Source organism: Pantoea sp. ABR1s, assembly GCF_057812235.1.
On record NZ_CM173823.1, the window covers coordinates 2,475,921 to 2,501,393 of the forward strand.

Consider the following 25,473-nt stretch of genomic DNA (forward strand, 5'->3'; position numbering starts at 1 on the left):
GCGCCGGGTACGCACCCGGCGACGTGGTGAATCAGGCGTCAGGCGTCTCTTCGCTGCTATCCAGCAGCTCGTTGTACATCGCCTGGATCGCTTCGCGGCTCAGCATGGCAAGAGTACGATAAAAGGCCGTGGTCGCGTGCGCTTCCACTTTACCCAGGAAAGCACCGCACCACGGCAGCAGATACTCTTCAAACAGCGCCATCTGCGCCGCGCTCTCATCTTCCGCTGACTGATCTTCCAGCCATGACGCAGCCAGCATCAGCACACCAAAATGATCAGCAGGCGCATCGCTCAGCGGCATTCCGCGTGAGGTCAGGAATGCACGCACTTCTGGCTCCGTTTTGCCTTGCGGCCACTGTGAGGCGTACGGCGGCACGTTGCAATCGCTGCCAACAAACAGCGCGTTGTAATCGGCGGCCAGCGCCTGGGGATCGCTGTTCTGTTGCAGACGGGTCAGCAGCTCATCCTGCTCCAGCGGCCACTGCGACTGCAGTTTGCCTTCACGCAGCAGCGTAAACAGCGGTACCAGCAGCGGATCCTGCGGCTGACGATTAAACAGTGAGCCGATCACGCGGCACAGAATGGAAAACTCATTCATGAGTCAGATTTCCTTGAGGCAAGTAAATTAAAAGTCAGCCAGTTCAGCAATATGTTTGCCGCTGCGCTGCTCCAGAAAGTCGAGCAGGCGACGCGGCGTGACATTTAACACCCGATCCTCAGGAAAATCCACCTCGCGGGCGATGCGCAGGCAATGTTCAAAATTTCCGAGCGTAAACGCCGTATGGGAATCGGAGCCAAATGCCAGCCGTCCACCGGCATCGGCGGTCTTAACAACGGCGATGACCGGGACTCTGAGTAATCCACCCTTACACCTGGCTATCTCAGCCAGAAAGTGAGTTCATACTTCAGAAAAAATCTTAAAGCAACTGGTTAATTTTGCATAGAAAACTTCAGAATACATCATCCAGCAACTTCTGATTCTGATGAACTATTAGCCAGGCGGAATGAAGATATGCAATAACAGGCTAATCAAACTCGTAAATTTTCATAAAAAAATAGAATAAAATAAAAAGCACTTTTCCTACGGGGGCTTACCTCCACTAGTAATAGCGAAAATATTTTCCACAAAAATAAATAATTAAAAGGATCCATAGAAAAGCGAACAGCAGACCATATGTAGGAAAAACGCTTACAAAAAAAATGGCCCCGACCAGACCGGCCGCTGGTGGTATAAGTCCAAAGAAGGATTGACTTACCCAGGCATATAGCCAGCGAAGGATCGCCTTCATTTTATTAAAATCTTGTTTAGTAGATTTAAAATCTGCTCTTCGCTAGTGGAACCTGAATTTTTCAAATAGATTATTTTAGACATTTCCGGCTCAATCAAATAATAGAACATTTCTAAATTAGCATTATATAAGTCGAAGTAATACTCCGCATCATCGAAGCGTAATTTTCTTGCTGCTTTTGTGGCAATCTCAAACTTACCATAAAATTTAAAAGCGGTTACGGCATACGAACTTGTAGCATTAATTACATTAATATGTGACTGTTTGAAATCCCGGGATTGTGTAATAACGAGCGCGATTAACTGTGCTATAGCAAGTTTAGAGAATTTACCAGAAGCATAATCAGACGCTTTTTCAGCTAACAGTCTCTGTATGTTCTGGATGCCTGTATCACCAATACGGCTCAGTTTTTGTCTGAAGTATATTTCTACCATCTCTAAAACCACGTTCTGCCGGGTAAACAGCATTCTGAGTTGCTTCAGGTATCGCAAATCTTCCTGCTTAAGTTGATTACAAACATCCTTGTAGTCATCAAAAAAGCATGAACCATAGCCGCTTGCACGTTAAGCGCCAGACACAATCCCCCTTCCTGTATCAAGCATTGTTTGATGTAACTCAGCAAGTGCCTTCTCAAAGTTAAGCGCAATGGTTCGCTCTGCCTGAAGTTTAATCTTAAGATAAGACATGCTCATACTCATCCCTTTGTGTAGAATTCCTTATGCAACGATTGTATACTGAAGTGAAAGGTATGCAAAGAGAATGGCTTATGAAAAGGATCAAGTGGCTGGCTTTATACACCGTATTTACTCTATTTTATCTTATAGTGATCCCGGAAATCATCTTCAGAACCCTTTCGGAAGATGCTTACATGAAGCTCGGTGAAATCGTAAATCCATTTCAAATTTTCCCTTCAACAGCGAATGCATTATTCATAGCAATAATAATTTCAGCTTTGCTATTAGCATGGTTAACTATTAAATTAGTAAAGCGCGTTACCAGGCGTGGTAATTCTACGCTTTGATCTAACGCGATCAATAAAGAGCAGAGTAGAACTTAAAGTTTACGCCATTACCCGCCCGGACGAACCGCCCCGTTGACATTGCTAACCCGAACGATTGAGACCATTTTTCAGTTATTAAGTGCTCTCTCAGCTTTAAGCTTCAGGTCTTGCCACACGCCCTTTCCGGGCTGATAAGAGAACACGTTACGGTAAAATACTCGCCTCAGTCATTATATCCCCGCAGATAAAAGCGGGGATTTTCATCATGGTGAGCGTGTTGCTTACCTGGCATGGCGCTAAAAGTCAGCCAGTTCAGCAATATGTTTGCCGCTGCGCAGCTCCAGAAAGTCGAGCAGGCGACGCGGCATGACATTTAACACCCGATCCTCAGGAAATTCCACCTCGCGGGCGATGCGCAGGCAATGTTCAAAATTTCCGAGCGTAAACGCCGTATGGGAATCGGAGCCAAATGCCAGCCGTCCACCGGCATCGCGCACCGCGGCAGCGATAGCCCGGCAGTTCGGTTCACTGCCCGGACGCGAATGGGTAAAGGAGGAGTTGTTCAGCTCCAGCGCCACATCGTAGTGTGCGGCTGCCTCGGCGATAGCCGGGATATCGACCGGGAATTTCGGGTTGCCTGGATGACTGATGATATGGACCAGCCCGCCCGCCATCGCGGCGATCATCGCATCCGTGTGATGTTTCCGGTCGCGCGGCGCATAAACCGGCTCGTGAAAACCGGCGACGATCAAATCCAGCGCATCGAGCATCGGGCCGGAACAGTCGATTTCGCCCTGCTGATTTTTAATATTGGCTTCGATACCGCGCAGAATACCCACGCCATCGATCACGCGCGGCCAGACGCGCATATTAATGAAGTGCCAGTAGTGCGGCGCGTCGGCCATGTCGGGGCCGTGATCGGTAATGGCAAACAGTTTCATGCCGGTTTGCTTCGCCTGAGTCACGTAGTCGTGCAGCGTGCTGTAAGCATGCGTGCTGGCGATGGTGTGCATATGCAGATCTACCGGATACATCCTCTTCTCCTGCTGATTGCCCCTGACGGGGCCGGTTCATTAATAGCCGCGCTGACGATCCACCCTGCCCTGCGGCGGCTCGCCTGCCTGGTCCTGGGTGATGGCGCGGGCGATGTAGTCGATAGCTTCGTCGATCAAGGTTACCGCCGCATTATGGGGCGTGATCGTGACGCGCGGATGTGACCAGAGCGGATGCGCTTCGGGCAGCGGTTCAACCTGAAAGACATCCAGCGCCGCTGCTTTCAGCTGCCCGCTATTGAGCGCGGCCAGCAGATCTTCTTCCACCACCTGCGCGCCACGCGCGATGTTAAGGAAGAAAGCGCCGTGCGGCAGCCGCTGTAAAAAGTGGTGGTCGATAAGATTAATGGTTTCTTGCGTGCTCGGCAGCAGGTTGATCACCACCCGCGTCTCCTTCAGAAAGGCAGGCAATGCATCGCGACCGGCAAAGCTGGTCACGCCATCAATTTCTTTGGGCGAGCGGCTCCAGACGCGTAACGGGAATCCCCAGGGTTTAAGGCTTTCCGCCACACTCTGGCCCAGCACGCCCGCCCCCAGGATGCCGATAGTAAAGTTTTCACGCGTGTAAGCGGGCAGTGGCTGCCAGCACTGTTGCTGCTGCTGGAGACGGTAATCGTCAAAACGACGGAACCAGCTCAGTACGCTATGAACCGCATACTCCTGCATCTGCCGCGCCATGCCGGTATCTTCCAGCCGGTACAGTGGCACGTTGTCGGGCAGCATCTCGGGGTTCTGCTGCAGCTGTTTCAGAATCTCGTCCACGCCTGCCCCCAGCGCAAAGACGCCGCGCAGGGTGGCGCGTCCCTGCAGCATTTCTGTGGGGGGCGAACGGACCAGCGCGTAATCAGCCGGACCATTATCGCCTGGCTGCCAGGCACGCACCCGCGCCTGGGGCAGACGCTGTTGTAAACCGTTAATCCAGGCCGCTGCAGACTGCGACGGGTGATACCAGATGATCTCCATCCTGCTCTCCTTTTTTTCTTTCAGCGTCAGGGAAAAGCGTGGTGAGAGCAAGAAAAAACCAGCGTAATAAAGCGGTTTTTTCCATAAAAATAATTCCCGTGGCTTCACATTTCCGGCTCGCTTCAGGGTGAAGTGGTCAGATAAGGTCTAAAGTTGGTCCTGTGGTCAATGCGTTACGCGCGGCCGCGTTTCGGACAAGGAGAAAAACCGATGACAAAAATTGAGGTAAACGCCGCTCCACGGCGTCAGCGTTATGCGCCCTTTCTGCTCACGTTGCTGCTGAGCGTACCCGCCTTCACTGCCCAGGCCGACGACAACAGTCGCATGCTGAATAATCAGCCGCAGCCGCCTGACGTTCGTTTAGGACCGCTGTTTAATGCCGTGCAACAGGCGAAGTTCTATCCCGATCAAAAGACCTTTGCGGATGCGGTGCCGAAATTCGATCCCGCCTCAATTCTTGCCGACTGGCAGATGCAGAAGAAACAGCGCAATTTCGATCTTAAGCGTTTTGTGGATGCCAACTTTACCCTGCCCGCGGCCGGTGACAAATATGTGCCACCAGCCGGACAAAACCTGCGTGACCACATTGATGGCCTGTGGCCGGTGCTGACGCGCACCACCAGCAGCGCCGGTCAGTATGACTCGCTGCTGCCGTTGCCCAAACCCTATGTGGTGCCAGGCGGGCGCTTCCGTGAAGTCTATTACTGGGACAGCTACTTCACCATGCTGGGGCTGGCCGAGAGCGGGCACTGGGATAAAGTGCAGGATATGGTGGACAACTTCGCCTCGCTGCTCGACCGTTATGGCCACATTCCCAACGGCAACCGCAGCTACTACCTGAGCCGGTCACAGCCGCCGTTCTTCAGCCTGATGGTCGATCTGCTGGCGACGCACGATAACGGCAAAGCCTATACCCGTTATCTGCCGCAGCTGCAGAAAGAGTATGACTACTGGATGGCAGACAGCGATAAAGTCGCGGCGGGCGCAGCCAGCAAGCGCGTGATTAAGCTGGCGGACGGCAGCCTGCTCAACCGCTACTGGGATGCGCGCGACGTGCCACGTACAGAATCCTGGATGGATGACATTGCCACCGCCCAGAAAGCGCCGCAGAGGAATAAAGCCGAACTCTACCGTGAGCTGCGTTCCGGTGCGGCGTCGGGCTGGGATTTCAGTTCGCGCTGGTTTACCGATGCGCATAACCTGTCGACAATTCGTACCACGCAGCTGGCCCCGGTTGACCTCAACAGCCTGCTGTTCCATCTGGAGCAGACCCTGTCGAAAGGCTATCAGATGAACAAGCAGAGCGATCTGGCGAAGCAGTTTGCCGATCGCGCGGAGAAGCGCCAGGCGGCGATCAACCGCTATCTGTGGGACAGCAAACAGAACTGGTACGCCGATTATGACTGGCAGAAAAAGCAGGTCCATCCTCAGCTGACTGCTGCCGCGCTGTTCCCGCTCTATCTGCAGGTCGCCAGCGATAAGCAGGCTGAAAGCACCGCCAGCGCGGTAGAAAAACAGCTGCTGAAACCTGGTGGTCTGGTGACCACCACCGTGAACAACGGTCAGCAGTGGGATGCACCCAATGGCTGGGCACCGCTGCAGTGGGTTGCTGTGGAAGGTCTGGAGCACTACAACCAGCCAAAACTGGCGAAAGAGGTGGGATTACGCTTCCTGCAAAACGTTCAGAACACCTATGACCGTGAGCATAAGCTGGTGGAGAAATATGTCGTTGATGGCAAAAATCTCGGCGGCGGCGGTGGCGGTGAATATCCGCTGCAGGATGGCTTCGGCTGGACCAACGGCGTCACGCTGAAACTGCTGGATAAGTACTGCCCGAAAGATAAAACCTGTAACAGCGCCCACGATATTCCGCAGGCGTCTGCCTCACAACCTTAATCCACTCTGGATACCTCTGGCCTTGCCGGGGGTATCCCCACTTCATTTCCGCGAATTTTACTTGACCTTCTTTCATCAACAGGCAAAATTGCAGCCAATTTACAAAAGGTAATAATTCTCATTATGATAATGAGATTGCCTATCAAAGATTTTATTCACTTGCCTGAACCTTTGCCAAGAAAGGAATTTTGATGAAACTGTCATTGTCGCTGAAAGGTTATGTTCCCCTATGCACCCTGGCGCTGACCGCGCCTGCTCTGAGTTATGCTGCCGATATGGTGGTAACCGCGCAACCGCAGGAAGATTCGACCTCGCCGACCCAAGGCTATCTGGCGACGACCAGCCAGGGCGCAACCAAAAGCGATCGTCCGCTCATCACCACGCCGCAATCGATTTCCGTGGTCACCCGTCAGCAGATGCAGGATCAGGGCGCGCTGACCCTGAATCAGGCGCTGGGCTATAGTTCCGGCGTCTTCACCAACTTTGGGGGTGCCGCGACGCGTTACGACACTATTTCGCTACGCGGCTTCCATGGCGGCGATACCGATAATACCTTCCTCGACGGCATGCGACTGATGAGCGACGGTGGCAGTTACAATGTATTGCAGGTCGATAACGCCTTCCTTGAGCGCATCGACGTGATCAAAGGCCCCTCTTCTGCGCTCTATGGTCAGACGGTGCCGGGCGGACTGGTGAACATGGTCACCAAGCGTCCTCAGTTCAGCGAAGAGGGTCACATCCAGTTGCAGGCGGGCAGCAACGCCACCACCGGCACGATGTTTGACTATACCAATGCCATCAACGATCAGTGGGCGTTTCGCCTGACCGGCGTGACCCGCAACAGCGATACCCAGTACGATCACACCCGCGAAGAGAAATATGCACTGATGCCGCAGCTGATGTGGCAGCCGGACGAAGATACACATCTAATCCTGAAAGCCTATCTGCAGAAGGATCCGTCGGGCGGTTATCACGGTTCGGTACCGGGTGACGGCAGCCTCACCGAACACAACGGCTACAAGCTGAGCAACGGCTTTTATGAGGGCAACAGCGATCTCGATCAGTTCAAGCGTCGCGAGCAGATCTACAGCTTCGATTTCGCCCATCGCTTCAACGACGTCTGGTCATTTTACTCGACCGGCAGCTACAGCCACTCGAATGTCGATCTCGATCAGGTCTATCAGGTTGGCTGGGATGAAAATAATCCCGACCTGCTGAACCGTTCTTACTCCGGTGAGCGCTCGTCGCTCTCTGCCTGGTCCACCGATAACCGCTTACAGGCGGAGTTCGACACCGGTGAACTGGAGCACCGCGTCACCCTGGGTGCCGAGTATCATCGTTACAAAAATGAGATCAACGCGGCGGGCGGTTCAGCCAGTCAGCTCAATGCCCTGACCGGCGAGCAGGTAGGCGACATGCCGGATTACACCTGGGCAGATAAAACCCGTCGCTACTATCAGACCGGCCTCTATCTGCAGGATGAGATGAAGCTGGATCGCTGGCATCTGGATCTCTCCGGTCGTTATGACCGCATCGTCGCCAATAACAGCGGCAATGAGCGTCGTCAGGATGATCACATCAGCGGCCGCGCTGCGCTGCTCTATGCCTTCGACAACGGCATCTCGCCTTATGTGAGCTGGAGCCAGGCAATTACCCCGACCGCGCTCACCGATTCCAACAATAACCTGCTGAAGCCCACCACCGCGGAGCAGTATGAAGCCGGGGTGAAATATCAGCCGGTCGGCACCCGCGATCTCTATAGCGTTGCGGTCTATGACCTGACGCAGAAAGATGTGGCGAACCGGGAAGCACCGACGCCGTTCTTTACCCCTTCGGGCAAAGTGCATTCACAGGGCATTGAGCTGGAAGCGCGTAATCAGTTAACCCCGCGTCTGAGCACCGTGGCGAGCTATACGCTGAATCATCTGCGCTTTAAAGAGTCGGTGGATGGCAACGACGGACATACGCCATATGTCACACCCAACAGCATGGCTGCACTCTGGGGTCACTATCAGTTTGATTACGGTCTGAGTGCGGGTGCGGGCGTGCGTTACATCGGCAAACAGTGGGCGGACAATGAAAACACCACCCGTGTGCCGTCGGTGACGCTGTTTGATGCGTCAGTGCGGGCCGATCTCGGCGTCTGGAACAGCAGCCTGAAAGGTGCCTGGGTGCAGGTCAACGCCAATAATCTGACCGACCGCACCTATGTAGCGGGCTGTTACGGTACGGGCTTCTGCTACTGGGGCGCAGAACGCAGCGTGATGGCGACAGTCGGTTACGACTTCTGATAGCAAAATAAGAGATAAAAAAAGGGGACGAATCGCTTCGTCCCCTTTTTCGTTTAAACCTTTACGGTCAACTGCGTACTTTGCGGTAGATGAACAGCACCACGATGGCACCGATAACAGCGACCACGAAACTTCCGAAGTTAAACCCATCGACGCGGCCGAAGCCAAACAGCGTACTGATCCAGCCACCCACTACTGCACCGATAATACCCAGAACGATAGTCAGAATGAAACCGCCACCGTCTTTACCCGGCATAATCCACTTTGCCAGAATACCTGCGATTAAGCCAAAGACGACCCAGGAAATAATACCCATCTGTTGCTCCTTCCTTTTTTGATTAAATCGTGAACGCCTGATTAATCAAGCGGTTTACCGCGATAAGTATAACCAGCTTTTCAAAAAATGCCTGCCTGCTCACAGTTATTATTGATGAATAGCATGCTAAAGCTTTTTTTTGCCGCGCCGATAACCGAGACGAGGCAAAAAAACCGCATCAATAAAGTAACCCCCCTTGTGGAGCAGGACGTGAAAGAAGCCGACCAGGAACAATATCTAAAACGTGGCACGCTGGCGGTTCTTGGCGTTATGAAAGATCTGCTGCGATTGCAGACGCCATTACTGGTGCGCTTTCCGCGTGGGCAGTTTATCAGCCGGATGCTGGCTGCCGATGAAGATCGCCTGCTGTTTGACCTCGGCAGTAATAATCTGGATAACGATTATGCCCTGACCAGCGACGATCTCAGTATCACTGCGGAAACCTACGGCGCTAAGGTGGAATTCAGCCTCGCCGCGCTGGAAATCGTGGAGTTTGAAGGGTTACCCGCTTTCAGCGCGCCGCTGCCAGACCTGCTGTGGCAGATCCAGCGACGTGAGTTTTTCCGTGTCTGCGCCCCGCTGGAGCCGCAGTTCTGGTGTCATACCGTGTGGCCCGATGGCAGGAAAACGCGCCTGCGTCTGCAGGATCTGTCGCTGGGCGGTATCGGCGTGCTGGTCGATGAAGCGCTGCCGGACGGGTTGCAGGACGGTGACAGCTTCAACCCGTTCCGGGTCGAGCTGGGCGAGTATGGCCATTTTGACGTGCCGGTAAAGCTGCTGAGCATTGGCGAGCGCAGCGTGGTGACCGGCAAAAATGAAACCCGCATCACACCGCGACTGAGCTTTCGTTTTGCCACGCTGAACCCGGCGCAGGAGCGGCAGCTTCAGCAGATTATTTTTGCCCTTGAGCGCCTGGCGCGCGATAAATCGACCCGATTCCAGTAACCGCTTTACGGATGCGCCACACAGGTGGGCCGCATCCAGGCTATGCTTCTTGCTTGTTTTCTTTTAAACCGGAACCCAGCAAGGAGACCCTCCCCAATGGAAAACTGGCTCTCTTCACGTCGTTTTCACTCCCTCTTTTTTAATCAGGAACTCTGGCTAAACAGCGCCATCGTGGTGGTGTCCACGCTGGTGATTTACTGGATATTACGTACTCTGATTCGCTTTATCTCCAACCGGATTGCCCTTTACAGCGAACATCGTCATGTTCGCGCCACTGCGATTCTGGTGGAGATATTGCGCAGTACCAGCCAGACCCTGCTGCTGATCTTTTCGCTGCTGATTGCCCTGAAGTTTGTCGATCTGCCCGCGTCGTGGAGCGTGACTATCGCGCACGGCTGGTTCCTGGCGCTGATTGTGCAGCTCGCTCTGTGGCTCGACTGTGGTATCCGGCTATGGCTGAAAAGCCTGCTGCGTGACCCGCTGCACGTGCGCAACCCGGTCACTACGGTGATCCTGGGGATTCTGCTGCGGGTGGTGGTCTGGATCATGATGTTCCTGGCCATTCTGTCGAACATGGGCATCAACATTACCGCACTGGTCGCCAGCCTGGGAGTCGGAGGTATTGCGATTGCGCTGGCGATTCAGACCGTACTGAGCGATGTGTTTGCTTCGCTGGCAATAGGCTTTGATAAGCCGTTTGAGCATGGCGATTTTATTGTCTTTGGTGACATTGCCGGTTCCATCGAGCATATCGGCCTGAAAACCACCCGACTGCGCAGCCTGAGCGGCGAGCAGATTGTCTGCTCAAATACCATTCTGTTGCAGCAGACGATCCACAACTATAAGCGTATGCAGCAGCGCCGCATCGTCTTTAAGTTTGGTATCAGCTACGCCACGCCGTCAGAGCAGGTCCGGGAGATCAGCCCGCTGGTGAAAGAGATTATCCAGGGCGTTGAGACCACCCGTTTTGACCGTGCCCACTTCCTGGCCTTTGAGGATTCAAAACTGACCTTCGAAGTGGTCTATTTTGTGCTGGATGCGGATTACAACAAGTACATGGATATTCAGCAGGAGATTAACCTGCAACTGATGGCAGCACTGGAAGAGCGAAATATCCGCTTCGCCTTCCCGATTCGTCAGGTGGAGTTCAGTGGCGGCAATCTGCCACCGGTGGATCTGGTTGCGGTGCAGAATGACGATGACGAGGTGCGCAGAATGGCGCGCTAAATCAGTGCCCGCCTTTCTTTTTCAGAAGTGGCGGGCATACAAGCCGGTGCGGGCGGAATCGTGACCGCACCGGCTGCTTCATCCCCTGCATTCAGCCGTTCCGCCTTACCGCTTACTGATGCCGGTAGCAGCTCACGCCGAGATACTCACTGAACGCTTCCTGCAGCACACCAGCCGTGGCAGAGTGGTTCATTGCCACATGATGCTCAAAGCCGTTACGGCAGATCCACGCCAGCAGTGTCTCCAGCTGCGGCACCTGGATCACCGCACGGCAACCTACCGTGTCCAGCGGATCGGTGACCGACATTCCCTCTCCCACATAGGCTTTGATTTCGCCGCTGAAGTCGTCGGTAGAGAGGCGGAAATAGGTCAGATCGCCCTGCTTCATGCGGCCATGCACTGCGCCACAGGTGTTCTCTTTGCCCACGGTGGTGCCGATGATATCCGCCGTGCCCATGGTCGCTGACTCCAGGCTGGCGCTGGCGAAATTACCACAGTGAAACAGCACACATTTGTCCCGCTCGTCGCCAAAGTTGTTGTTCCAGTCTGCCAGCGAGGCGGGGTTCAGCGAGCAACTGGCGAGCGCATACATCGACAGCGCCCCCATCACATCCACTTCGCAGGCGCTGGGCATCAGCTGGCCCGACATCACGCTCATGATTGAGCAGACGTTAATGCCCAGGTTCTCCTGCAACGACGTCCAGCACTGGATGGCGGTGGTATCGATATCGTTGTCGCTGATCCACTCGCTGATCACCACAAACAGTTTGGCCATGGTCACCAGTTTTTCACCCGGAATACCCCGCGCATCGGCGTTGGCCTCCAGGATTTCACGCTTCTCTGCCACGCGGATATCGTCATCGCGCAGCCGGTTGGTGCGGGTAAAGATCTCCGATAAATCCAGGGTCTCCACCGCGATGCCCATCTTCTCCAGCAGCTTTTCGCTGTAGCGCACGGTGTTGAATCCGGCGGGCCGGGCACCAATTGCCCCGACGCGTACCCGGCGCATGGCATTCACCACCCGACAGAGCTGGCTGAACCGCTGCAGATCCTGCATAAACACGTCGCCGCTCAGTGCGCAGACGTGCTGGCGGGTCAGCGTAAACGGGATGCCATATTGCCGCAGGTTGTTGCAGAGTGAAATTTTGCCGCAGAAGCTGTCGCGGCGGGTCGCCAGCCCCATTTTATCCAGATTGTCCTCTTCGGCCTGCACCAGCACCGGCACGTTCAGCCCGGCGAGACGCAGCGCTTCCGCGATGGCTTTTTCATCACCAAAGTTTGGCAGCAGCACCACAATGCCGTGAATCGCTTCGCGGTGCTGACGAAACAGCGCGGCACAGGTTTTCGCCTCCTGACGCGTCTCGACGCCGCCCAGGTTGGTCTGGGTCTCATCCAGCATCACCGTATTAATGTTCATCTTTTCAAACAGCGCGACCGCCTGCTGGCGCGCCTCGCCCACCAGATAGCTGGGAAAAAAACCCCGGTTGCCAATAATGACGCCGAAGGTTAACTGCTGAGGAAGTGTTGACATGGCTCTGCTCCGGATAAGGATTAATGTGGCTGATAACGACAGCGTGCAACGGCGTCAATCCAGCCTTTATAGTTTTCCTGCATACGCTGCGCGTGCTCTTCACGCGGCATGATGACGCTGCCGCCCTGCAGCGCCTGCATATCACTGCCCTGCTGCCACCATCCCAGCACTTTGCCTGCCAGCAGTGCCGCGCCCAGCGCGGAGACCTCGGCGGTAGGCACCCGCTGCAACGGCCGCTGTAACACATCCGCCTGTAACTGCATCAGCCAGCTATTTTCGGTGGCGCTGCCATCCACACAGAGCGCCGGAAGCTGCTGGCCGCTGGCCTGCTCCATGGCAAAAAAGACGTCGGCGATTTGCCAGACGATCGACTCCAGCGCCACCCGCGCCAGCACGGCGGGTGTGGCGGCATCCGTCAATCCGCACACCATGCCGCGCGCCTGCAGATCCCACCAGGGCGCGCCCAGACCAGAGAGCGCCGGGACAAAATAGATGCCCTGATTATCGTCGCAGCGCTGCGCCATCGCGGTGAGCTCGCGCGGCTCCTGCACGCCGAGCATTCTGCCCAGCCAGGCGGCACCGGAACCGGTGTGGGTAATGTTGCCTTCAAAGGCATAACGCAGCGTGCCGTCGTGCCAGGCTACGGTGGTGCTGAGGCCATTTTCCGTCAGCAGCGGCGTCGCCATGGACATCATCAGTGAAGATCCGGTGCCGTAGGTGGCTTTCACCACTTCAGACTCGCCGCGCCGCTGCGCCTGTAAGGCGGCATGAGAGTCGCCGATGCGCGCCAGAATCGGCGTGCCTGGCGCTAAGCCGGGAATATCACTCACCGCGACCACGCCCTGTTCACTGGCTGAGGCGGTGATGCGCGGCAGCGCGGCGCGCGGCAGTTGAAACAGCGTCAGCAGCTCGTCGTCCCAGTCATTAAGATGCAGGCTGTAGAGTTGAGTACGGGAGGCGTTAGCATGATCGGTAATAAATACCTCGCCCGCGCTGAGCTGCCAGCTGAGCCAGCTGTCGACCGTGCCGATACAGAGCTCACCCGCCGCCGCCCGCGCCGCGCCGTCAGGAATGGCGGCCAGCATCCCGGTCAGCTTGGCGGCCGGAAACATCGGGTCAACGGCCAGGCCGGTCAAACCGGTGATGCGAGGTGCTTTGCCCGCCTGACGCAGGTCGCGACAGAGTGACTCGGATCGTCGATCCTGCCAGCTCACCAGCGGCGTCAGCGGCTTGCCGTCACGCCGCTGCCAGATCAGCACCGACTCGCGCTGATTACTGATCGCCACAGCCGCGACAGACGCGCCACCACAGGCTGCCAGGCAATGGGTAATGGCCTCTTTTACCGCCAGCCAGATCGCCACAGGGTCCTGCTCAGCCAGTCCCGGCTGCGGATGTTGCAGGGTTAAGCTCTGGCTGCCGCGTGCCACCACACGGCCATCACGATCAACCGCAATCGCCTTGGCATTGGTGGTGCCTTCGTCGATCGCCAGAATCAGGGGTCCCACCATGTTTATGCTCCTGCGCAGATGCGCGCTGCACTATTCACCACGCTACTGGCATCAATGCCATGATGGGCGCGGGTAGAGGCGCGATCGCCGGCAATCGCATATTCCCCATCTGCAATGCCGAGCCGCAACAGCGGGATGCCGCAGCCGCCTTCCGCCAGCACTTCGGCCACCAGGCTGCCGACACCGCCATTAACGTTATGCTCCTCTACGGTAATCACCGCTGGGTAGTGATTTAACAGGTTGCGCAGCTGTTGGGTATCACAAGGTCGAATCGATGGAACCGCGATCACACCGGCTGAAATGCCCTGCTCAGCCAGTTGCTCAGCAGCGTGAACCACCTCGTGAACCGTTGAGCCCATCGCCACCAGTGCGATGTCGCTGCCTTCACGCAGCAGGTCGATCGCGCCCGGCCTGAACTGGTAGCTTTCTTCGTGCAGCTGCGGCAGATCTTTGCCATCCAGACGGATATAGACCGGCCCGACATGCTCAAGGGCGTAATCGATGATCTGACGGCACTCCAGCGGGCAGGAAGGCGCATAGATCTCGATGTTGCCGAAACCGCGCATCACCGCGATGTCATCAATGCTGTGATGCGTGCTGGCTAACGGGCCATAGCTGGTCCCGGCATTCAGCCCGAACAGTTTGACGTTGGTGTTGTTGTAGCAGACGTCGACTTTTACCTGCTCATTGGCGCGTGACACCAGAAATGGCGCGGCGTTACAGGTCACTGCGACTTTGCCGCCCAGCGCCAGACCGGCCGCCGTGCCCACCAGCGTCTGCTCAGCGATGCCGACGTTAATCAGCCGGTCGGGAAAGGCCTTGATAAAGGGGGCGATTTTGGCCGTCGACGTGGAGTCCGCTACCACCGGCACCAGATCCACACCGCGATTCACCGCGTCGATAAAGGCCGTGACCATGACGCTTGCTAAATGTTGTGCATTACTCATCTTTCAGTTCCTCCAGTGCCAGTGCGATCTCTTCGCCTTTCGGCACCCGGTGATGCCATTCCGCCTTGCTCTGGATAAAGGAGACGCCAAATCCCTTCTCGGTATGCGCCACAATCACCTGCGGTTTGCCGTTCTTCGGCAGGTTTTCAATGGTGTCGACCACCGCCGCCATATCATTGCCGTTGCATTCGGTGACCTCCAGCCCGAAGGCGCGCCATTTTTCCGGCAGCGGATCGGTGTTCATGATGTCGCGGGTCGCGCCCGCCAGTTGCAGCTTGTTTTTGTCATTGATGATGATCAGGTTGTCGAGGCCGTAATGCGCCGCCACCAGCGCCGCCTCCCAGTTGCTGCCTTCAGCCAGTTCACCATCGCCGGTCACCACAAAGATGCGGCGCGGGCTGTTATCTTTTTTCGCCGCGATAGCGATGCCCACCGCCACCGGCAGGCCGTGACCCAGCGCGCCGGTGTTCAGCTCAACGCCCGGCGTTTTCTGCCGTACCGGATGGCCGGGCAGATGCGAGTCGGCATGCTGGTAGGTTGCTAGCCAGTCGGTCGGGAAGTAGCCCGCTTCCGCCAGCACGCAGTAATAACCCCCCACCGCATGCCCTTTGGACTGGATATAGATGTCACGCTGATCGTCGTCTGTGCGATCCGGGGCGCAGTTCAGAATGCGGAAGTAGAGCGCGGTGAGGACCTCTACCTGTGACAGGTCAGCGCCGGTATGACCGCCTGCCGGGCTGCCCGCGTTAAGCTGGATGATGCGGCGGCGGATTGCCCGCGCCCGGCGCTCAAGGTCATCGACCGGAAGATTGAAAGGATTCATACACTACCTCTGAATTTTAAATCGGTTATGAATATATATTCACGTCGGTTAAAAAATTTTGTGCCTGAAAAAAAGGGGGCTGATAAACTGAACCGCCCTTTGTTCACTACTCTGCCCATTAAACCGGGCAGGCCGTCCACTGCCAGGAATCACTCAGCGGCACCCGCTGTCCGGTTCAACGCACTTTCCCGTCAGGGTTTTGCCGGTGTCCCCTCCTCGATTAACGCTTTCTGAGCCACCACGGCCGCCTTCTGCTGCATCCGGCTCTGGGTCTGGTCGATGATCACCGCGATGATAATCACGATGCCTTTGATCACCATCTGCCAGAATTCACTGACACCCATCATGATCAGGCCATCCGCCAGAAAGCCGATGACGAAGGCACCAATCAGCGTGCCGAGGATGGTGCCGCGTCCGCCCGCCAGCGACGTGCCACCCAGCACCACGGCGGCAATGGCATTCATCTCAAACGCGGTGCCGTTAGCCGGATGGCTGGCGACCAGTTGCGATGAGACCACGATGCCAGCAATCGCCGCGCAGAATCCTGACAGGGTGTAGACCAGAATTTTTACCTGCCGGGTTTTCACACCCGACAGTTCAGCGGCACGTTCATTGTCTCCGATGGCATAGACCTGACGGCCAAACGGCAGGCGACGGGCGATGTAGGCGATCACCAGCGCCAGCACCACCATCATCCAGATGGCGTAAGGCAGCCCGAGAAAGGTTCCGGCACCAATCCGATCGAAACCGGTATTGCCCAGCAGCGGATTCCCCTGCAGACCGGGAAAGGTCTCGCCACCGGAGGTAAGCATCGCCGCGCCGCGCAGGATGTACATGGTGCCGAGGGTGCAGATAAAGGGGGCCACGTTGTAGCGGGTAATGATCCAGCCGTTGCCCGCGCCAATCAGCGCGCCGATCAGCAGCACCACCGGCACAATCACCCAGACGCTGGGAAAAATAGCGATGCCAAACATCGGCAGCACAATGCCTTTGGTAATCAGCCAGCCGGCGATCATGCCGCACAGTCCCAGCGTCGCCCCAATCGACAGGTCAATTCCCGCCGTGATAATGACAAAGGTGATGCCCAGCGCCAGAAAGGCGTTGATGGCGATATGTTTCACCATGATCACCAGGCTGCCGGTGGCGAGAAAGTCCGGCACGGTGATGGCGAAGAAGCCGACGATCAGAATCAGCGCAATAAAAGTGCGCAGCTTCAGAAGCAGCAGCAGAATGCTTTCACGTGAACTGAACGCCTTAGCCGGAAGTGTGGTCAGCGCGACGCTGTCATTGCTTTTCATGCTCAGAACCCCTGCGCACTTGCTTTCACCAGCGCTGCCTCTTCCGCCTGGTCGCGGGGAAGATCAGCCGTAAGTTTGCCGCCCGACATCACCAGGATGCGATCGGCTACCGCCATAATCTCTTTCAGGTCCGAGGTGGAGAAGAGAACTGCAATGCCCTGCTGCGACAGCGCCACCATCATGCGAAACACCTCTGCTTTTGCACCGACATCAATGCCGCGACTCGGCTCATCCAGCAGCAGCAGACGCGGATTGGTCAGCAGCGCGCGGCCAATCACCACTTTCTGCTGGTTGCCACCACTCAGCGCGCTAATGGCCACGTCCGGCGAGGAGATTTTGATCGCCAGGTTGCCCACCGTCTGGCTCACCGCCTGCTGCTCCGCCTGGTGGGCAATGGCAAAGCGATGTGACAGACGCCGCCACAGGCTGGCGATGGTGAGATTACTGGCAACCGATGAGACCGGGAAAATCCCGGCGCGTTTGCGATCTTCCGGCACCAGACTCATGCCCATGCGGATACGGTCGGCGGTGGGCAGACGGGTCGGCAGCGGTTTGCTGTCGAGCCACAGCTTGCCCAGATAGTGGCGCTGACTGCCAAGCAGACACTCAAACAGCTCGGTGCGGCCTGCGCCCATCAGCCCGTAAATCCCGACAATTTCCCCGGCCCGCACCTGAAAACTGACGTCATCCACCAGGGTATTGCCGTTGGGGCTGACGCAGGTAATGTGCTGCGCCTCCAGCACCGGCGCGCCAAACTCACGCGCTTCCGGCAGGAAGGTGGTAACCGGTTCACTGCCCAGCATCTCACGCACGATCCACGGCACATCGATGCTGCTGACCGGCGCTTCTGCCTGAAAGCGCCCGTCGCGCAGAATGGTAATCACGTCGCCAATTGCCATCAGCTCTTCCAGCCGGTGGGAGATGTAAATCACGGTAACGCCCTGCTGCGTCAGGTCGCGGATCACCCGGAACAGGATCTCCACTTCGGTTTTGCTCAGCGCCGAGGTCGGCTCGTCGAGGATCAGGATGTCCGCATCTTCCGCCAGCGCTTTGGCAATCTCGACCAGCTGCTGCTGACCCACCTTGAGATTACCGACCCGCTCATGGGGTGAAATCGGCTGATCCAGGCGCGCCATCAGCGCGGCGGTGCGGCGAGCCTGCTCCGCCTCGTTGATCGGGGCCAGGCCGCGCTGGATCTCCCGGCCAAGAAACAGGTTTTCAGCCACCGTCAGGTTCTCAAACAGATTCAGCTCCTGGTGCACCATGCCGATGCCGTGCCGGGCGGCGTCGCGGGTGCTGCTCAGCGTCAGCGGCTCGCCATTCAGGAACAGCGAACCGGCCGTGGGCTGCTGTACCCCGGCCAGAATTTTCATCAGGGTCGATTTTCCCGCCCCATTCTCACCGATGATGACGTTAACTTTGCCGCGCCAGACCCGATAGTCGACGCGATCCAGCGCCAGCGTGCCGGGAAACAGCATCGATATCTGTTCGGCCCGCAGAATGATCTCATCGTCCATCAGGGCGTCCCCCGCTTCAGCTCAACCGCCACCACATCTTCAACGCTGTTCTGCCCGATGGTTACGGCCAGCAGCGCCTGCACCGGCTGGTTGACCCAGCTGGCATCCAGCGGTGGCAGTTGCTTCACCGCGTGACGGTTCAGCGCCCGGGTCAGTTGGGCGTACTGCACCTGATTGGTAAACTCTTCGAAACGGAATCCGGCGGCATCCCGGATAGCGTTACTGCGCAGCACCGGCCCGACACTGACCGCCACCGGCTTGCCGTTAATCATCAGCGTCAGCGTGCGTTCACGCGGGCTACTCTCATCAAAGGCGCTGGCTGTCCCCCCGGCTCGTACGAAGACGCTTTCGCGCCCGCCGGGTTTGACCGTCTGACTTTTCGCCTCCATGTCGGCCCAGCTCAGCGCATGGCTGTTCGCGGTGGTCATCACGCGCGGCTGCCAGGTCTCTTCCGCAATCTGCTGCGGTGTCTGGGTGGTATAGCTGGGTTTCGCGTGCGGATCCTTCGGCAGGATCGGCTTACCGTCCGCATCCAGATCCACCACGGTGCAGGCGCTGAGTAGCGCCATACCGGTCAATACCGCCAGCATCCGTTTCATGGTTATTTCGCCAGGTTGAAGTTTTTCAGCTTAGCGGCGTTGCTGTCGTCAATCAGCACGCAGTCCATCAGTTGCTTCTCCTGTTTCTGCGCTTTGCCGTTCTTCAGGTAGTAATCCGCCTGCGTGACCGCCATCTGCGCCTGATCCCAGCCCGGCTGCAGCACCGTCGCTTTAATATTGCCTTTGTTGAGGATCGAATCGCGGGTGTAGTCGCTGCCATCAAAGCCCACCACGATCACCGATGTTTTCCCGGCGGCTTTCAGCGCGGCTTCGGCACCCAGCGCCATGGTGTCGTTACCGGAGATGACGCCAACGATGTTGGGGTGTTTCTGCAGCAGGGTTTCCATGCGGCTGAAGGCTTCGGTCTGACTCCAGTTGGCGCTCTGCTGAGCCACCATTTTCATGTCGCTGTAGTCATCCAGCACATCGTGATAGCCCTGCGACCGCACGCCCGCGTTGGTGTCAGACTCTTTGCCCAGCAGTTCAACATAGTCCCCTTTGCCGCCCAGCAATTTCGCAAATTTCTCCGCGCCCAGCTGCGCCCCCTGATAGTTGTTAGAGACGATCTGCGCTACCGCGATGCCGGTTTTGTTGATCTCCCGGTCAATCAGGAAGGTCGGGATCCCCGCATCTTTGGCTTTCTGCACCGGCCCGACGGTGGCGTCGGCACCAGCGTTATCAAGAATGATCGCTTTGGCTTTGCGCGCAATCGCGGTCTCAATCAGCTGGTTTTGCTTGTTTACGTCATCATCGTGCGACGCCACCAGCGTGGCGTAACCCAGCTCTTTGGCTTTCGCTAAGGCCCCTTCCGCCTCGGCTTTAAAGAACGGGTTGTCATGGGATGGGGTGATAATCGCCAGCAGGCCTTGCTCTGCCGCCAGCGCGGTCGCTGAAAAGGCGAGCATCGATGCGAGCAGGGTCAGTTTGATCAGAGGACGAGTCATTATTTTTCTCCGCTTGAATATATATTCACACGCGATTTTATATGCATAATGACTATGCGCCCGCGCTGACGTGCCGTCCAATGCGCGATCGTCAAAAAGCGAAAACGATCACAAATTAGCCTGCGTTGTGATTTTGATCATCCTGGTTAACAATACCGGGCAGAATCAGAGAGGGAAAAACCGATGGCAAAACAGGATGAACAGCGATTGATGGTGAAAATTGCCACCCTTTACTATGTCGAAGGGTTGAAGCAGTCAGAGATTGCGCAGTCGCTGACCTTATCGCAGTCGTTTGTCTCACGCATTCTTAATCGCAGCGTGAAAGAAGGTGTGGTCAAGATCAGCGTGGTGCCACCAGCCAACGTCTACCCTGAGCTGGAAAAGGCCATTGAGCAGACCTATAACCTGCCGCAGGCGATTGTGGTGGATGTGCCGGACCAGGCGTCGTCGCTGCAGATTAAGCAGGCGATTGGATCGGCGGCCGCTCACTATCTGGAGACCCGACTGCGAAACGATGAGCTGATTGGTATTTCGTCATGGAGCGGCACGATCCGGGCGATGGTGGATGCGCTGCATCCGCTCAACAGCGCCTGCAAAGGGGTGATCCAGCTGCTGGGTGGCGTCGGGGCTAACGGCAATGTGCAGGCCACGATTCTGACGCAAAATCTGGCGGCGCTGCTGAACTGCCCCGCCTGGCTGCTGCCATCGCAGTCGATTGAGCATTCGGTCAGCGATCGCCAGCGGCTCTCTGCCAACGCAGAGGTCGCCGAGGTGCTGAGTAAATTTGAGCAGGTCGACCTGGCGATTGTCGGCATTGGCGATCTGGAGCCGTCGGCGCTGTTACGTAATTCGGGCAACTACTACGATGGCAGGATGCTGCAAACGCTGGCGGCGCGCGGTGCGGTAGGCGATATCTGTCTGCACTATTTCGACGCCTGCGGACAGCCGGTGCTGAAAGCAGAAGAAGATCCGGTGATTGGTATGGAGCTGGCGCAGGTGAAACAGTGTCCACAGGTGGTCGGGCTGGCAGGCGGAAGAGAGAAAGCGCAGGCGATTCGCGGTGCGCTGCTGGGCGGCTACATCAAGGTGCTGATCATCGACTATCCCACGGCGCGGCTACTGCTCACGCCGCAGGATTCATCACAACCGGTCAGATAGTGCGGTAAGCCGTGGTGACTTTCCACAGATAGCGCGGGGCCTGCGCCGCCGGATGCTTGTTCTGCACATGCTGATAGAACTCATCCGGTGACATCGCATTGATCATCGCAATGGCCCGATCGCGATCGCTGGAGAAAGTCCGCAGTAACGCTCCTGCGCCGTTGGCATAAGAGACGATGGTGGCATAGCGCAGGGTCAGCGGATCGCGGATGCCCGACAGCGCGGAGTTCTGCAGAATGCGGATATAGGCGGTGCCGATATCAATATTTTTGGCCGGATCGCGCAACTCGGCATTCGACGGCTGACCACGACGGCCCAGCGTGCGATAGACTTCGCGCCCGGCGGTCGAAGCTTTAATCTGCATTAGCCCCACCGCATTTGAACGGCTCACCACGCCCGGATTTCCACCCGACTCGACACTGATAATGGCGCTGATCAACTTCTCATCAACGCCATAATGACTGGCGGCATCTTCGGTAAACATCGCCCAGGTGCCATTGACGCTGGACGGCGGTGCCTGAGTTAATGGCGTGTTGCGCTGCTTAACGGCATGGTGCGGTGGCTCGCTGGCACAGCCGGTCAGGAGTAACGCTGAGAGTATAAGGTGTCGGATTTTCAGCAATTTTTCATCTCGTAGCTGTTGTGGCGAATGCTATCATACCCAGGCAGCCTGAGAGCAAAATTACCGTTTATCCTAAATGCATGAAAATGCGGCGCGTACCGTGACTTCAGCGGCGCTTTTCGCCATCATCGCCGTCAGTCAGGCGCTAACAGCAGGAAAGTATGATGATTTCACGTTCAGTTCGTCTTATCTCCCCCTCCGGTTACTGTCACAATCAGCCTGCGGCGCTGCAGGGCATTGCACGACTGCGCGCGGCCGGCCATCAGGTAGAGAACGAGCAGGTGATCACCCGCCGTTTTCAGCGCTTCGCCGGTACGGACGCGGAGCGCCTGGCGGATATCAACCAGCTTGCCAGCCTCAGCACGCTGCCCGATGTGGTGCTGGCGGTGCGTGGCGGTTATGGTGCCAGCCGGTTACTGGAGTCCATCGATTACATCGGCCTGCAACGCCGTCTGCTGAATCAGCCGCTCGCGCTGTGCGGCCACAGCGACTTCACCGCGATTCAGCTGGCGCTGCTGGCGCAGGTCGGCCTGATTACCTTCAGCGCACCGATGCTGGCCGGTAACTTCGGCGCCGCGACCTTATCTGAATTTACCCTTCACCACTTCTGGCAGGCACTGACTTCACCTACAGTAGAGGTGACATGGCAAAGCGAAACGCCTGACGAGGGTGAATGGCAGGGTACGCTGTGGGGCGGGAATCTGGCGATGATCTGCTCACTGGTTGGCACGCCGTGGATACCGCAGTTTGAGAACGGCATTCTGGTGATTGAGGATGTGAATGAGCATCCGTTCCGCATTGAACGCATGCTGATTCAGCTGCAGCAGAGCGGCATTCTGGCGCGACAGCGGGCGATCGTTACCGGCAGCTTCACCAGTACAGCCCTGACAGAATATGACAACGGGTTTGACTTCAGAACCGTCTGGCAGCGACTGCGTGACACCACCGGTCTGCCGCTGATTTGTGGATTAGATTTTGGTCATGCCGCTGACACCGTAACACTGCCTTTGGGTGCCAGCGCACGATTAGCGGTCAGCCAGGGCCACGCCCGTTTGCAGGCGACCGGGCATCCCGTCCTGCGGGAATAGCGTTTGTTTCAGGAGATCGACATTGAAGCCGTTGTATGACGATTTGTGGATCTCAACCCCGGAATTTCCGGTGGAAGATGCCGTTAATGACCTGATGATGCATGGCTTTATGCTGCGTCACCCGCGCGGCAATCTGTTGATTGGCCGCGTAGAAAATCCGCTCGATCATGAAGTCATGGCCGATACCGGCGGCGTTATCCGCCACTACCTCACCCACTGGCATGAATCCGCGCCCGGTGCGGCGCTGATCCAGCAGCGCTTCAGCAGCGCACTTTACTGCCATAGCCGATCGCTGGGCCCCATCAGCCGTTTTGCTGAGCCTGATGACACCTTTTACCAGCAGGAGACGCACTTCGGGGATTTCCATCTGCTGCCAACGCCAGGACACACACCGGGCAGTTGCAGCTATCTCTACACCTCGCCGCTGGGGCTGACCTATCTGTTTGTTGGCGATACCGTGACACGTTCGCATGACCGCTGGATCACGGTGCTGGTGCCGGACAGTAATCCGGCTGAGCTGAGCCAGACGCTGGAGTTTTACCGCTCCCTGCGTCCCGACGTGGTGCTGATGAGTACCACGCGCGGGCATCTCTCCTGGAAAAAAGTTACGCTGCAGAGCTGGCTGGCCGCGATTGATGAAGCAGAACAGCATCCGCTGGATTTGCGTCAGCAACCATTATTCTGATTACAGGGCTTTCGTCAGATAGTGGCGCTGATGATGCCGCGGATAGTTATCCAGGCTGAAGCGCAGCGTATAGCCGAGCTTTTCATAAAACGGTCGCGCCTGAAAACTGGCGGTATCCACCTGGGCAAAGCGGCAGCCGCGATCCCGCGCCTCCTGCTCTGCCGCCTGCATCAGCTTACTGCCCGCCCCCTGCCCGCGTAGCGCCTCACTCACCCACAGCATATCGATCCGCAGCCAGTTTCCGGCGGTTGATCCGGTCAGTCCGGCCAGCTTTCTGCCCTGGTCATCACGAATAAACACGCCGATCGATCTGATCTCATCAATATTAATATATTTGCTGTTGAACGCAGTCAGACCCAGCCTGACTTCATCCAGATCCTGCGTCGTGACCTTGTCGGTAATTTCGGGTTGCATAGTGGCTCCGTGGGTTAAGTGTCGGAGTGCTGACGATCGTCGTAGCGCTCCAGGCTCAACGCATCAACATCGCGTTTTTCGCTGCGGCTGCAGGGCAGCAGTTTATCGCTGTCGCGGTAGACAAAAAAGGTCGCCTGGCTGCGCTGGTTCACAATCAGCTGATCGCCATTGCGAAAGCGGGTAATCGCCACCTTATCACCCGCCTCTAAACGGGTACGCTGCTGACCGGCAGCAATCTGGAAATGCCCCGGCGGCCACATTAACGTGGTTAACCCATATTCGGCACGCGAAACGGTCATGGTTGTCCGGCCGGGACAGTTAAGCTGAAATTCCGTCTCGCTCCAGGCGGGTGCGATGTGACAGGCCAGCAGGCCCAGGGCAATTAACGCTGCCTTCATGCTGTGTCTCCGCTGATTTTATTGAGGTTTTTTAGCTTAACACATCACAGGACGGAGAAGGGACGCGGGGCAACCCGCAGCAAGACCATTGAAAGATAGAATCGGCGTGCGAAGAAATCTGAAAGTTGAGAAAAAATAAAGTAATCCGGCCAGCGTAACAGGCTGCCACACTGACCGGATATGATTATTCGGCTGCTACCTCGGCGGCCACTAACATCAGTGCCAGCCCGGCATTCTCGCTATCATAAGCCTGCATTGCTGCACGTATATCCGCTGAACAAGCGATCACCTGTTGCTTCTTATCGGCTTCTAACTGGTCAATCGCATGGCGAATAATCATTAGACTTGCTTCTTCTTCGTTCATCATTTATCCCTGAATTTGCCTAAGTGGTGCGCAAAGGAGCCAAGAATAACGTTTATTGATAAGCAAAGTCACCCTTTTACATTCCTGTTGCTTAACGATTAAACAAATCACAAACAGGAAGCGCAGCGTAAACTGCTATGATTAAGTAATCAGTGACGCAGCAGGATAGACTCTGCGCCACGAAACTCCCAGGGATTGAAGCAGGTAGAAAATCATGATGCGTCTCAGCATTTTTATCCTCATCGCGATGGTGACTGGATGTTCATCTGGCCCGAAAGGGGTGGAATGTCCGGGTGAGGTCTCGACAATTTATGGTCAGTCGATGGGGCATACCCAGGGCGTGATTTTTGATCTGGTTAATAGCTTCACCGTGACCCGGGATAAGGTCAGCGTTAAGAGTGGCCCGCTGCAGTCGCTGGATCGCTTTAAATATGTTCCCTCCGCCGTCACGCCTGAGGGCTATTACGCGCAGCGCCTGTCAGATAAGCAGTTCCGCCTGATCAACCCTTACCAGGACACCCAAATCACCTGGACCTGTCCATAAGGGATGAATCCTGCTGCCAGATGGTTTATTGTCAGGAAACGTCAAGCAGCAGGT

25 protein-coding genes and 1 pseudogene are annotated in these 25,473 nt (G+C 56.6%); 8 read left to right on the plus strand and 18 right to left on the minus strand.

The window, feature by feature from the left end:
* Positions 1-31 precede the first annotated feature (31 nt).
* The 5 genes and pseudogenes from ACXKZD_RS11610 to ghrA all read right to left on the minus strand — a co-directional run bounded on the left by ACXKZD_RS11610 (position 32) and on the right by ghrA (position 4,304).
* The gene (locus tag ACXKZD_RS11610; RefSeq protein WP_245116678.1) at positions 32-598 is read right to left on the minus strand and encodes a TorD/DmsD family molecular chaperone; all 567 of its coding nucleotides are present in this window, start codon (positions 596-598) and stop codon (positions 32-34) included.
* A gap of 27 nt (positions 599-625) precedes the next feature.
* Positions 626-820: pseudogene (locus ACXKZD_RS11615) on the minus strand (phosphatase); the annotation flags it as partial.
* Positions 821-1,285: 465 nt separating this feature from the next.
* Entirely contained in the window at positions 1,286-1,756 is a 471-nt protein-coding gene (locus ACXKZD_RS11620; protein ID WP_488981622.1) for a hypothetical protein, read from the minus strand.
* An 829-nt stretch (positions 1,757-2,585) separates the two neighbouring features.
* Entirely contained in the window at positions 2,586-3,323 is a 738-nt protein-coding gene (locus ACXKZD_RS11625; RefSeq protein WP_250531677.1) for a phosphatase, read from the minus strand.
* A 39-nt stretch (positions 3,324-3,362) separates the two neighbouring features.
* Positions 3,363-4,304 carry a glyoxylate/hydroxypyruvate reductase GhrA gene (gene ghrA, locus ACXKZD_RS11630; protein WP_488981623.1) on the minus strand — a complete coding sequence of 314 codons (942 nt, stop codon included), beginning with the start codon at positions 4,302-4,304 and terminating at the stop codon, positions 3,363-3,365.
* Between the two features lie 210 nt (positions 4,305-4,514).
* Here ghrA and treA point away from each other — a divergent pair, with 210 nt between their 5' ends.
* Both treA and ACXKZD_RS11640 read left to right on the plus strand, forming a co-directional pair.
* Positions 4,515-6,200 carry an alpha,alpha-trehalase TreA gene (gene treA, locus ACXKZD_RS11635; RefSeq protein ID WP_010669886.1) on the plus strand — a complete coding sequence of 562 codons (1,686 nt, stop codon included), beginning with the start codon at positions 4,515-4,517 and terminating at the stop codon, positions 6,198-6,200.
* Between the two features lie 191 nt (positions 6,201-6,391).
* Entirely contained in the window at positions 6,392-8,491 is a 2,100-nt protein-coding gene (locus ACXKZD_RS11640) for a TonB-dependent siderophore receptor (protein ID WP_089414305.1), read from the plus strand.
* Between the two features lie 67 nt (positions 8,492-8,558).
* Here ACXKZD_RS11640 and ACXKZD_RS11645 read toward each other — a convergent pair whose 3' ends face one another.
* Complete coding sequence (locus ACXKZD_RS11645; RefSeq protein ID WP_010246168.1) at positions 8,559-8,807, minus strand: GlsB/YeaQ/YmgE family stress response membrane protein; 249 nt, start codon at positions 8,805-8,807, stop codon at positions 8,559-8,561.
* A gap of 210 nt (positions 8,808-9,017) precedes the next feature.
* Between ACXKZD_RS11645 and ACXKZD_RS11650 the strand changes: the two genes are divergently transcribed.
* Positions 9,018-9,752: a flagellar brake protein gene (locus ACXKZD_RS11650; protein WP_031592913.1), complete on the plus strand. Its 735-nt coding sequence runs from the start codon at positions 9,018-9,020 to the stop codon at positions 9,750-9,752.
* Positions 9,753-9,848: 96 nt separating this feature from the next.
* On the plus strand, positions 9,849-10,979 hold the full coding sequence (locus tag ACXKZD_RS11655) for a mechanosensitive ion channel family protein (protein ID WP_031592912.1): 1,131 nt from the start codon (positions 9,849-9,851) through the stop codon (positions 10,977-10,979).
* A gap of 112 nt (positions 10,980-11,091) precedes the next feature.
* On the opposite strand, the gene ACXKZD_RS11660 is transcribed toward ACXKZD_RS11655, so the two are convergent.
* The 8 genes from ACXKZD_RS11660 to ACXKZD_RS11695 all read right to left on the minus strand — a co-directional run bounded on the left by ACXKZD_RS11660 (position 11,092) and on the right by ACXKZD_RS11695 (position 20,146).
* Complete coding sequence (locus ACXKZD_RS11660) at positions 11,092-12,510, minus strand: L-fucose/L-arabinose isomerase family protein (RefSeq protein ID WP_033771480.1); 1,419 nt, start codon at positions 12,508-12,510, stop codon at positions 11,092-11,094.
* 20 nt (positions 12,511-12,530) lie between these two features.
* Positions 12,531-14,018 (minus strand): FGGY family carbohydrate kinase, encoded by a 1,488-nt coding sequence (locus tag ACXKZD_RS11665; protein WP_346459093.1) that lies wholly within the window; start codon positions 14,016-14,018, stop codon positions 12,531-12,533.
* Between the two features lie 2 nt (positions 14,019-14,020).
* Positions 14,021-14,965 (minus strand): transketolase family protein, encoded by a 945-nt coding sequence (locus ACXKZD_RS11670; protein ID WP_010669881.1) that lies wholly within the window; start codon positions 14,963-14,965, stop codon positions 14,021-14,023.
* Positions 14,958-15,788 (minus strand): transketolase, encoded by an 831-nt coding sequence (locus tag ACXKZD_RS11675; RefSeq protein WP_122458846.1) that lies wholly within the window; start codon positions 15,786-15,788, stop codon positions 14,958-14,960. Before ACXKZD_RS11675 ends, ACXKZD_RS11670 begins: the two co-directional genes overlap by 8 nt.
* A gap of 191 nt (positions 15,789-15,979) precedes the next feature.
* On the minus strand, positions 15,980-17,086 hold the full coding sequence (locus tag ACXKZD_RS11680) for an ABC transporter permease (protein ID WP_010246189.1): 1,107 nt from the start codon (positions 17,084-17,086) through the stop codon (positions 15,980-15,982).
* 2 nt (positions 17,087-17,088) lie between these two features.
* Positions 17,089-18,603 carry a sugar ABC transporter ATP-binding protein gene (locus tag ACXKZD_RS11685; RefSeq protein WP_022625834.1) on the minus strand — a complete coding sequence of 505 codons (1,515 nt, stop codon included), beginning with the start codon at positions 18,601-18,603 and terminating at the stop codon, positions 17,089-17,091.
* Positions 18,603-19,202 (minus strand): DUF2291 family protein, encoded by a 600-nt coding sequence (locus ACXKZD_RS11690; protein ID WP_033757339.1) that lies wholly within the window; start codon positions 19,200-19,202, stop codon positions 18,603-18,605. The genes ACXKZD_RS11685 and ACXKZD_RS11690 overlap by 1 nt, the downstream gene beginning before the upstream one ends.
* Positions 19,203-19,204: 2 nt before the next feature.
* The gene (locus ACXKZD_RS11695; RefSeq protein WP_010246199.1) at positions 19,205-20,146 is read right to left on the minus strand and encodes a D-ribose ABC transporter substrate-binding protein; all 942 of its coding nucleotides are present in this window, start codon (positions 20,144-20,146) and stop codon (positions 19,205-19,207) included.
* A 183-nt stretch (positions 20,147-20,329) separates the two neighbouring features.
* Here ACXKZD_RS11695 and ACXKZD_RS11700 point away from each other — a divergent pair, with 183 nt between their 5' ends.
* Positions 20,330-21,304, plus strand: coding sequence for a sugar-binding transcriptional regulator (locus tag ACXKZD_RS11700; protein WP_010246202.1), 975 nt, complete (start codon positions 20,330-20,332; stop codon positions 21,302-21,304).
* On the opposite strand, the gene emtA is transcribed toward ACXKZD_RS11700, so the two are convergent.
* The gene (gene emtA, locus ACXKZD_RS11705; RefSeq protein ID WP_010246204.1) at positions 21,297-21,926 is read right to left on the minus strand and encodes a membrane-bound lytic murein transglycosylase EmtA; all 630 of its coding nucleotides are present in this window, start codon (positions 21,924-21,926) and stop codon (positions 21,297-21,299) included. The genes ACXKZD_RS11700 and emtA overlap by 8 nt on opposite strands.
* A 164-nt stretch (positions 21,927-22,090) precedes the next feature.
* Here emtA and ldcA point away from each other — a divergent pair, with 164 nt between their 5' ends.
* On the plus strand, positions 22,091-23,014 hold the full coding sequence (gene ldcA, locus ACXKZD_RS11710) for a muramoyltetrapeptide carboxypeptidase (protein WP_488982085.1): 924 nt from the start codon (positions 22,091-22,093) through the stop codon (positions 23,012-23,014).
* 22 nt (positions 23,015-23,036) lie between these two features.
* Positions 23,037-23,699, plus strand: coding sequence for an MBL fold metallo-hydrolase (locus tag ACXKZD_RS11715; protein WP_488981624.1), 663 nt, complete (start codon positions 23,037-23,039; stop codon positions 23,697-23,699).
* Here ACXKZD_RS11715 and ACXKZD_RS11720 read toward each other — a convergent pair whose 3' ends face one another.
* The 3 genes from ACXKZD_RS11720 to ACXKZD_RS11730 form a co-directional block, all read right to left on the minus strand.
* Positions 23,700-24,113 (minus strand): GNAT family N-acetyltransferase, encoded by a 414-nt coding sequence (locus ACXKZD_RS11720; RefSeq protein WP_010669877.1) that lies wholly within the window; start codon positions 24,111-24,113, stop codon positions 23,700-23,702.
* Positions 24,114-24,127: 14 nt separating this feature from the next.
* A complete protein-coding gene (locus ACXKZD_RS11725; protein WP_010246217.1) occupies positions 24,128-24,511 on the minus strand; it encodes a hypothetical protein in 384 nt (127 codons plus the stop codon).
* 184 nt (positions 24,512-24,695) lie between these two features.
* Entirely contained in the window at positions 24,696-24,875 is a 180-nt protein-coding gene (locus ACXKZD_RS11730) for a hypothetical protein (RefSeq protein WP_010246220.1), read from the minus strand.
* A gap of 214 nt (positions 24,876-25,089) precedes the next feature.
* Here ACXKZD_RS11730 and ACXKZD_RS11735 point away from each other — a divergent pair, with 214 nt between their 5' ends.
* Entirely contained in the window at positions 25,090-25,419 is a 330-nt protein-coding gene (locus tag ACXKZD_RS11735; RefSeq protein ID WP_010246223.1) for a hypothetical protein, read from the plus strand.
* The last annotated feature ends 54 nt before the right edge of the window (positions 25,420-25,473 follow it).

Excerpts from the sequence above, each read along its gene's own strand:
- ACXKZD_RS11610 (WP_245116678.1), bottom strand. The coding sequence starts at position 598 with ATGAATGAGTTTTCCATTCTGTGCCGCGTGATCGGCTCACTGTTTAAT.
- ACXKZD_RS11620 (WP_488981622.1), bottom strand. The coding sequence starts at position 1,756 with ATGCTGTTTACCCGGCAGAACGTGGTTTTAGAGATGGTAGAAATATAC.
- ACXKZD_RS11625 (WP_250531677.1), bottom strand. The coding sequence starts at position 3,323 with ATGTATCCGGTAGATCTGCATATGCACACCATCGCCAGCACGCATGCT.
- ghrA (WP_488981623.1), bottom strand. The coding sequence starts at position 4,304 with ATGGAGATCATCTGGTATCACCCGTCGCAGTCTGCAGCGGCCTGGATT.
- treA (WP_010669886.1), top strand. The coding sequence starts at position 4,515 with ATGACAAAAATTGAGGTAAACGCCGCTCCACGGCGTCAGCGTTATGCG.
- ACXKZD_RS11640 (WP_089414305.1), top strand. The coding sequence starts at position 6,392 with ATGAAACTGTCATTGTCGCTGAAAGGTTATGTTCCCCTATGCACCCTG.
- ACXKZD_RS11645 (WP_010246168.1), bottom strand. The coding sequence starts at position 8,807 with ATGGGTATTATTTCCTGGGTCGTCTTTGGCTTAATCGCAGGTATTCTG.
- ACXKZD_RS11655 (WP_031592912.1), top strand. The coding sequence starts at position 9,849 with ATGGAAAACTGGCTCTCTTCACGTCGTTTTCACTCCCTCTTTTTTAAT.
- ACXKZD_RS11660 (WP_033771480.1), bottom strand. The coding sequence starts at position 12,510 with ATGTCAACACTTCCTCAGCAGTTAACCTTCGGCGTCATTATTGGCAAC.
- ACXKZD_RS11665 (WP_346459093.1), bottom strand. The coding sequence starts at position 14,018 with ATGGTGGGACCCCTGATTCTGGCGATCGACGAAGGCACCACCAATGCC.
- ACXKZD_RS11670 (WP_010669881.1), bottom strand. The coding sequence starts at position 14,965 with ATGAGTAATGCACAACATTTAGCAAGCGTCATGGTCACGGCCTTTATC.
- ACXKZD_RS11675 (WP_122458846.1), bottom strand. The coding sequence starts at position 15,788 with ATGAATCCTTTCAATCTTCCGGTCGATGACCTTGAGCGCCGGGCGCGG.
- ACXKZD_RS11680 (WP_010246189.1), bottom strand. The coding sequence starts at position 17,086 with ATGAAAAGCAATGACAGCGTCGCGCTGACCACACTTCCGGCTAAGGCG.
- ACXKZD_RS11685 (WP_022625834.1), bottom strand. The coding sequence starts at position 18,603 with ATGGACGATGAGATCATTCTGCGGGCCGAACAGATATCGATGCTGTTT.
- ACXKZD_RS11690 (WP_033757339.1), bottom strand. The coding sequence starts at position 19,202 with ATGAAACGGATGCTGGCGGTATTGACCGGTATGGCGCTACTCAGCGCC.
- ACXKZD_RS11695 (WP_010246199.1), bottom strand. The coding sequence starts at position 20,146 with ATGACTCGTCCTCTGATCAAACTGACCCTGCTCGCATCGATGCTCGCC.
- ACXKZD_RS11700 (WP_010246202.1), top strand. The coding sequence starts at position 20,330 with ATGGCAAAACAGGATGAACAGCGATTGATGGTGAAAATTGCCACCCTT.
- ldcA (WP_488982085.1), top strand. The coding sequence starts at position 22,091 with ATGATTTCACGTTCAGTTCGTCTTATCTCCCCCTCCGGTTACTGTCAC.
- ACXKZD_RS11720 (WP_010669877.1), bottom strand. The coding sequence starts at position 24,113 with ATGCAACCCGAAATTACCGACAAGGTCACGACGCAGGATCTGGATGAA.
- ACXKZD_RS11725 (WP_010246217.1), bottom strand. The coding sequence starts at position 24,511 with ATGAAGGCAGCGTTAATTGCCCTGGGCCTGCTGGCCTGTCACATCGCA.
- ACXKZD_RS11730 (WP_010246220.1), bottom strand. The coding sequence starts at position 24,875 with ATGAACGAAGAAGAAGCAAGTCTAATGATTATTCGCCATGCGATTGAC.
- ACXKZD_RS11735 (WP_010246223.1), top strand. The coding sequence starts at position 25,090 with ATGATGCGTCTCAGCATTTTTATCCTCATCGCGATGGTGACTGGATGT.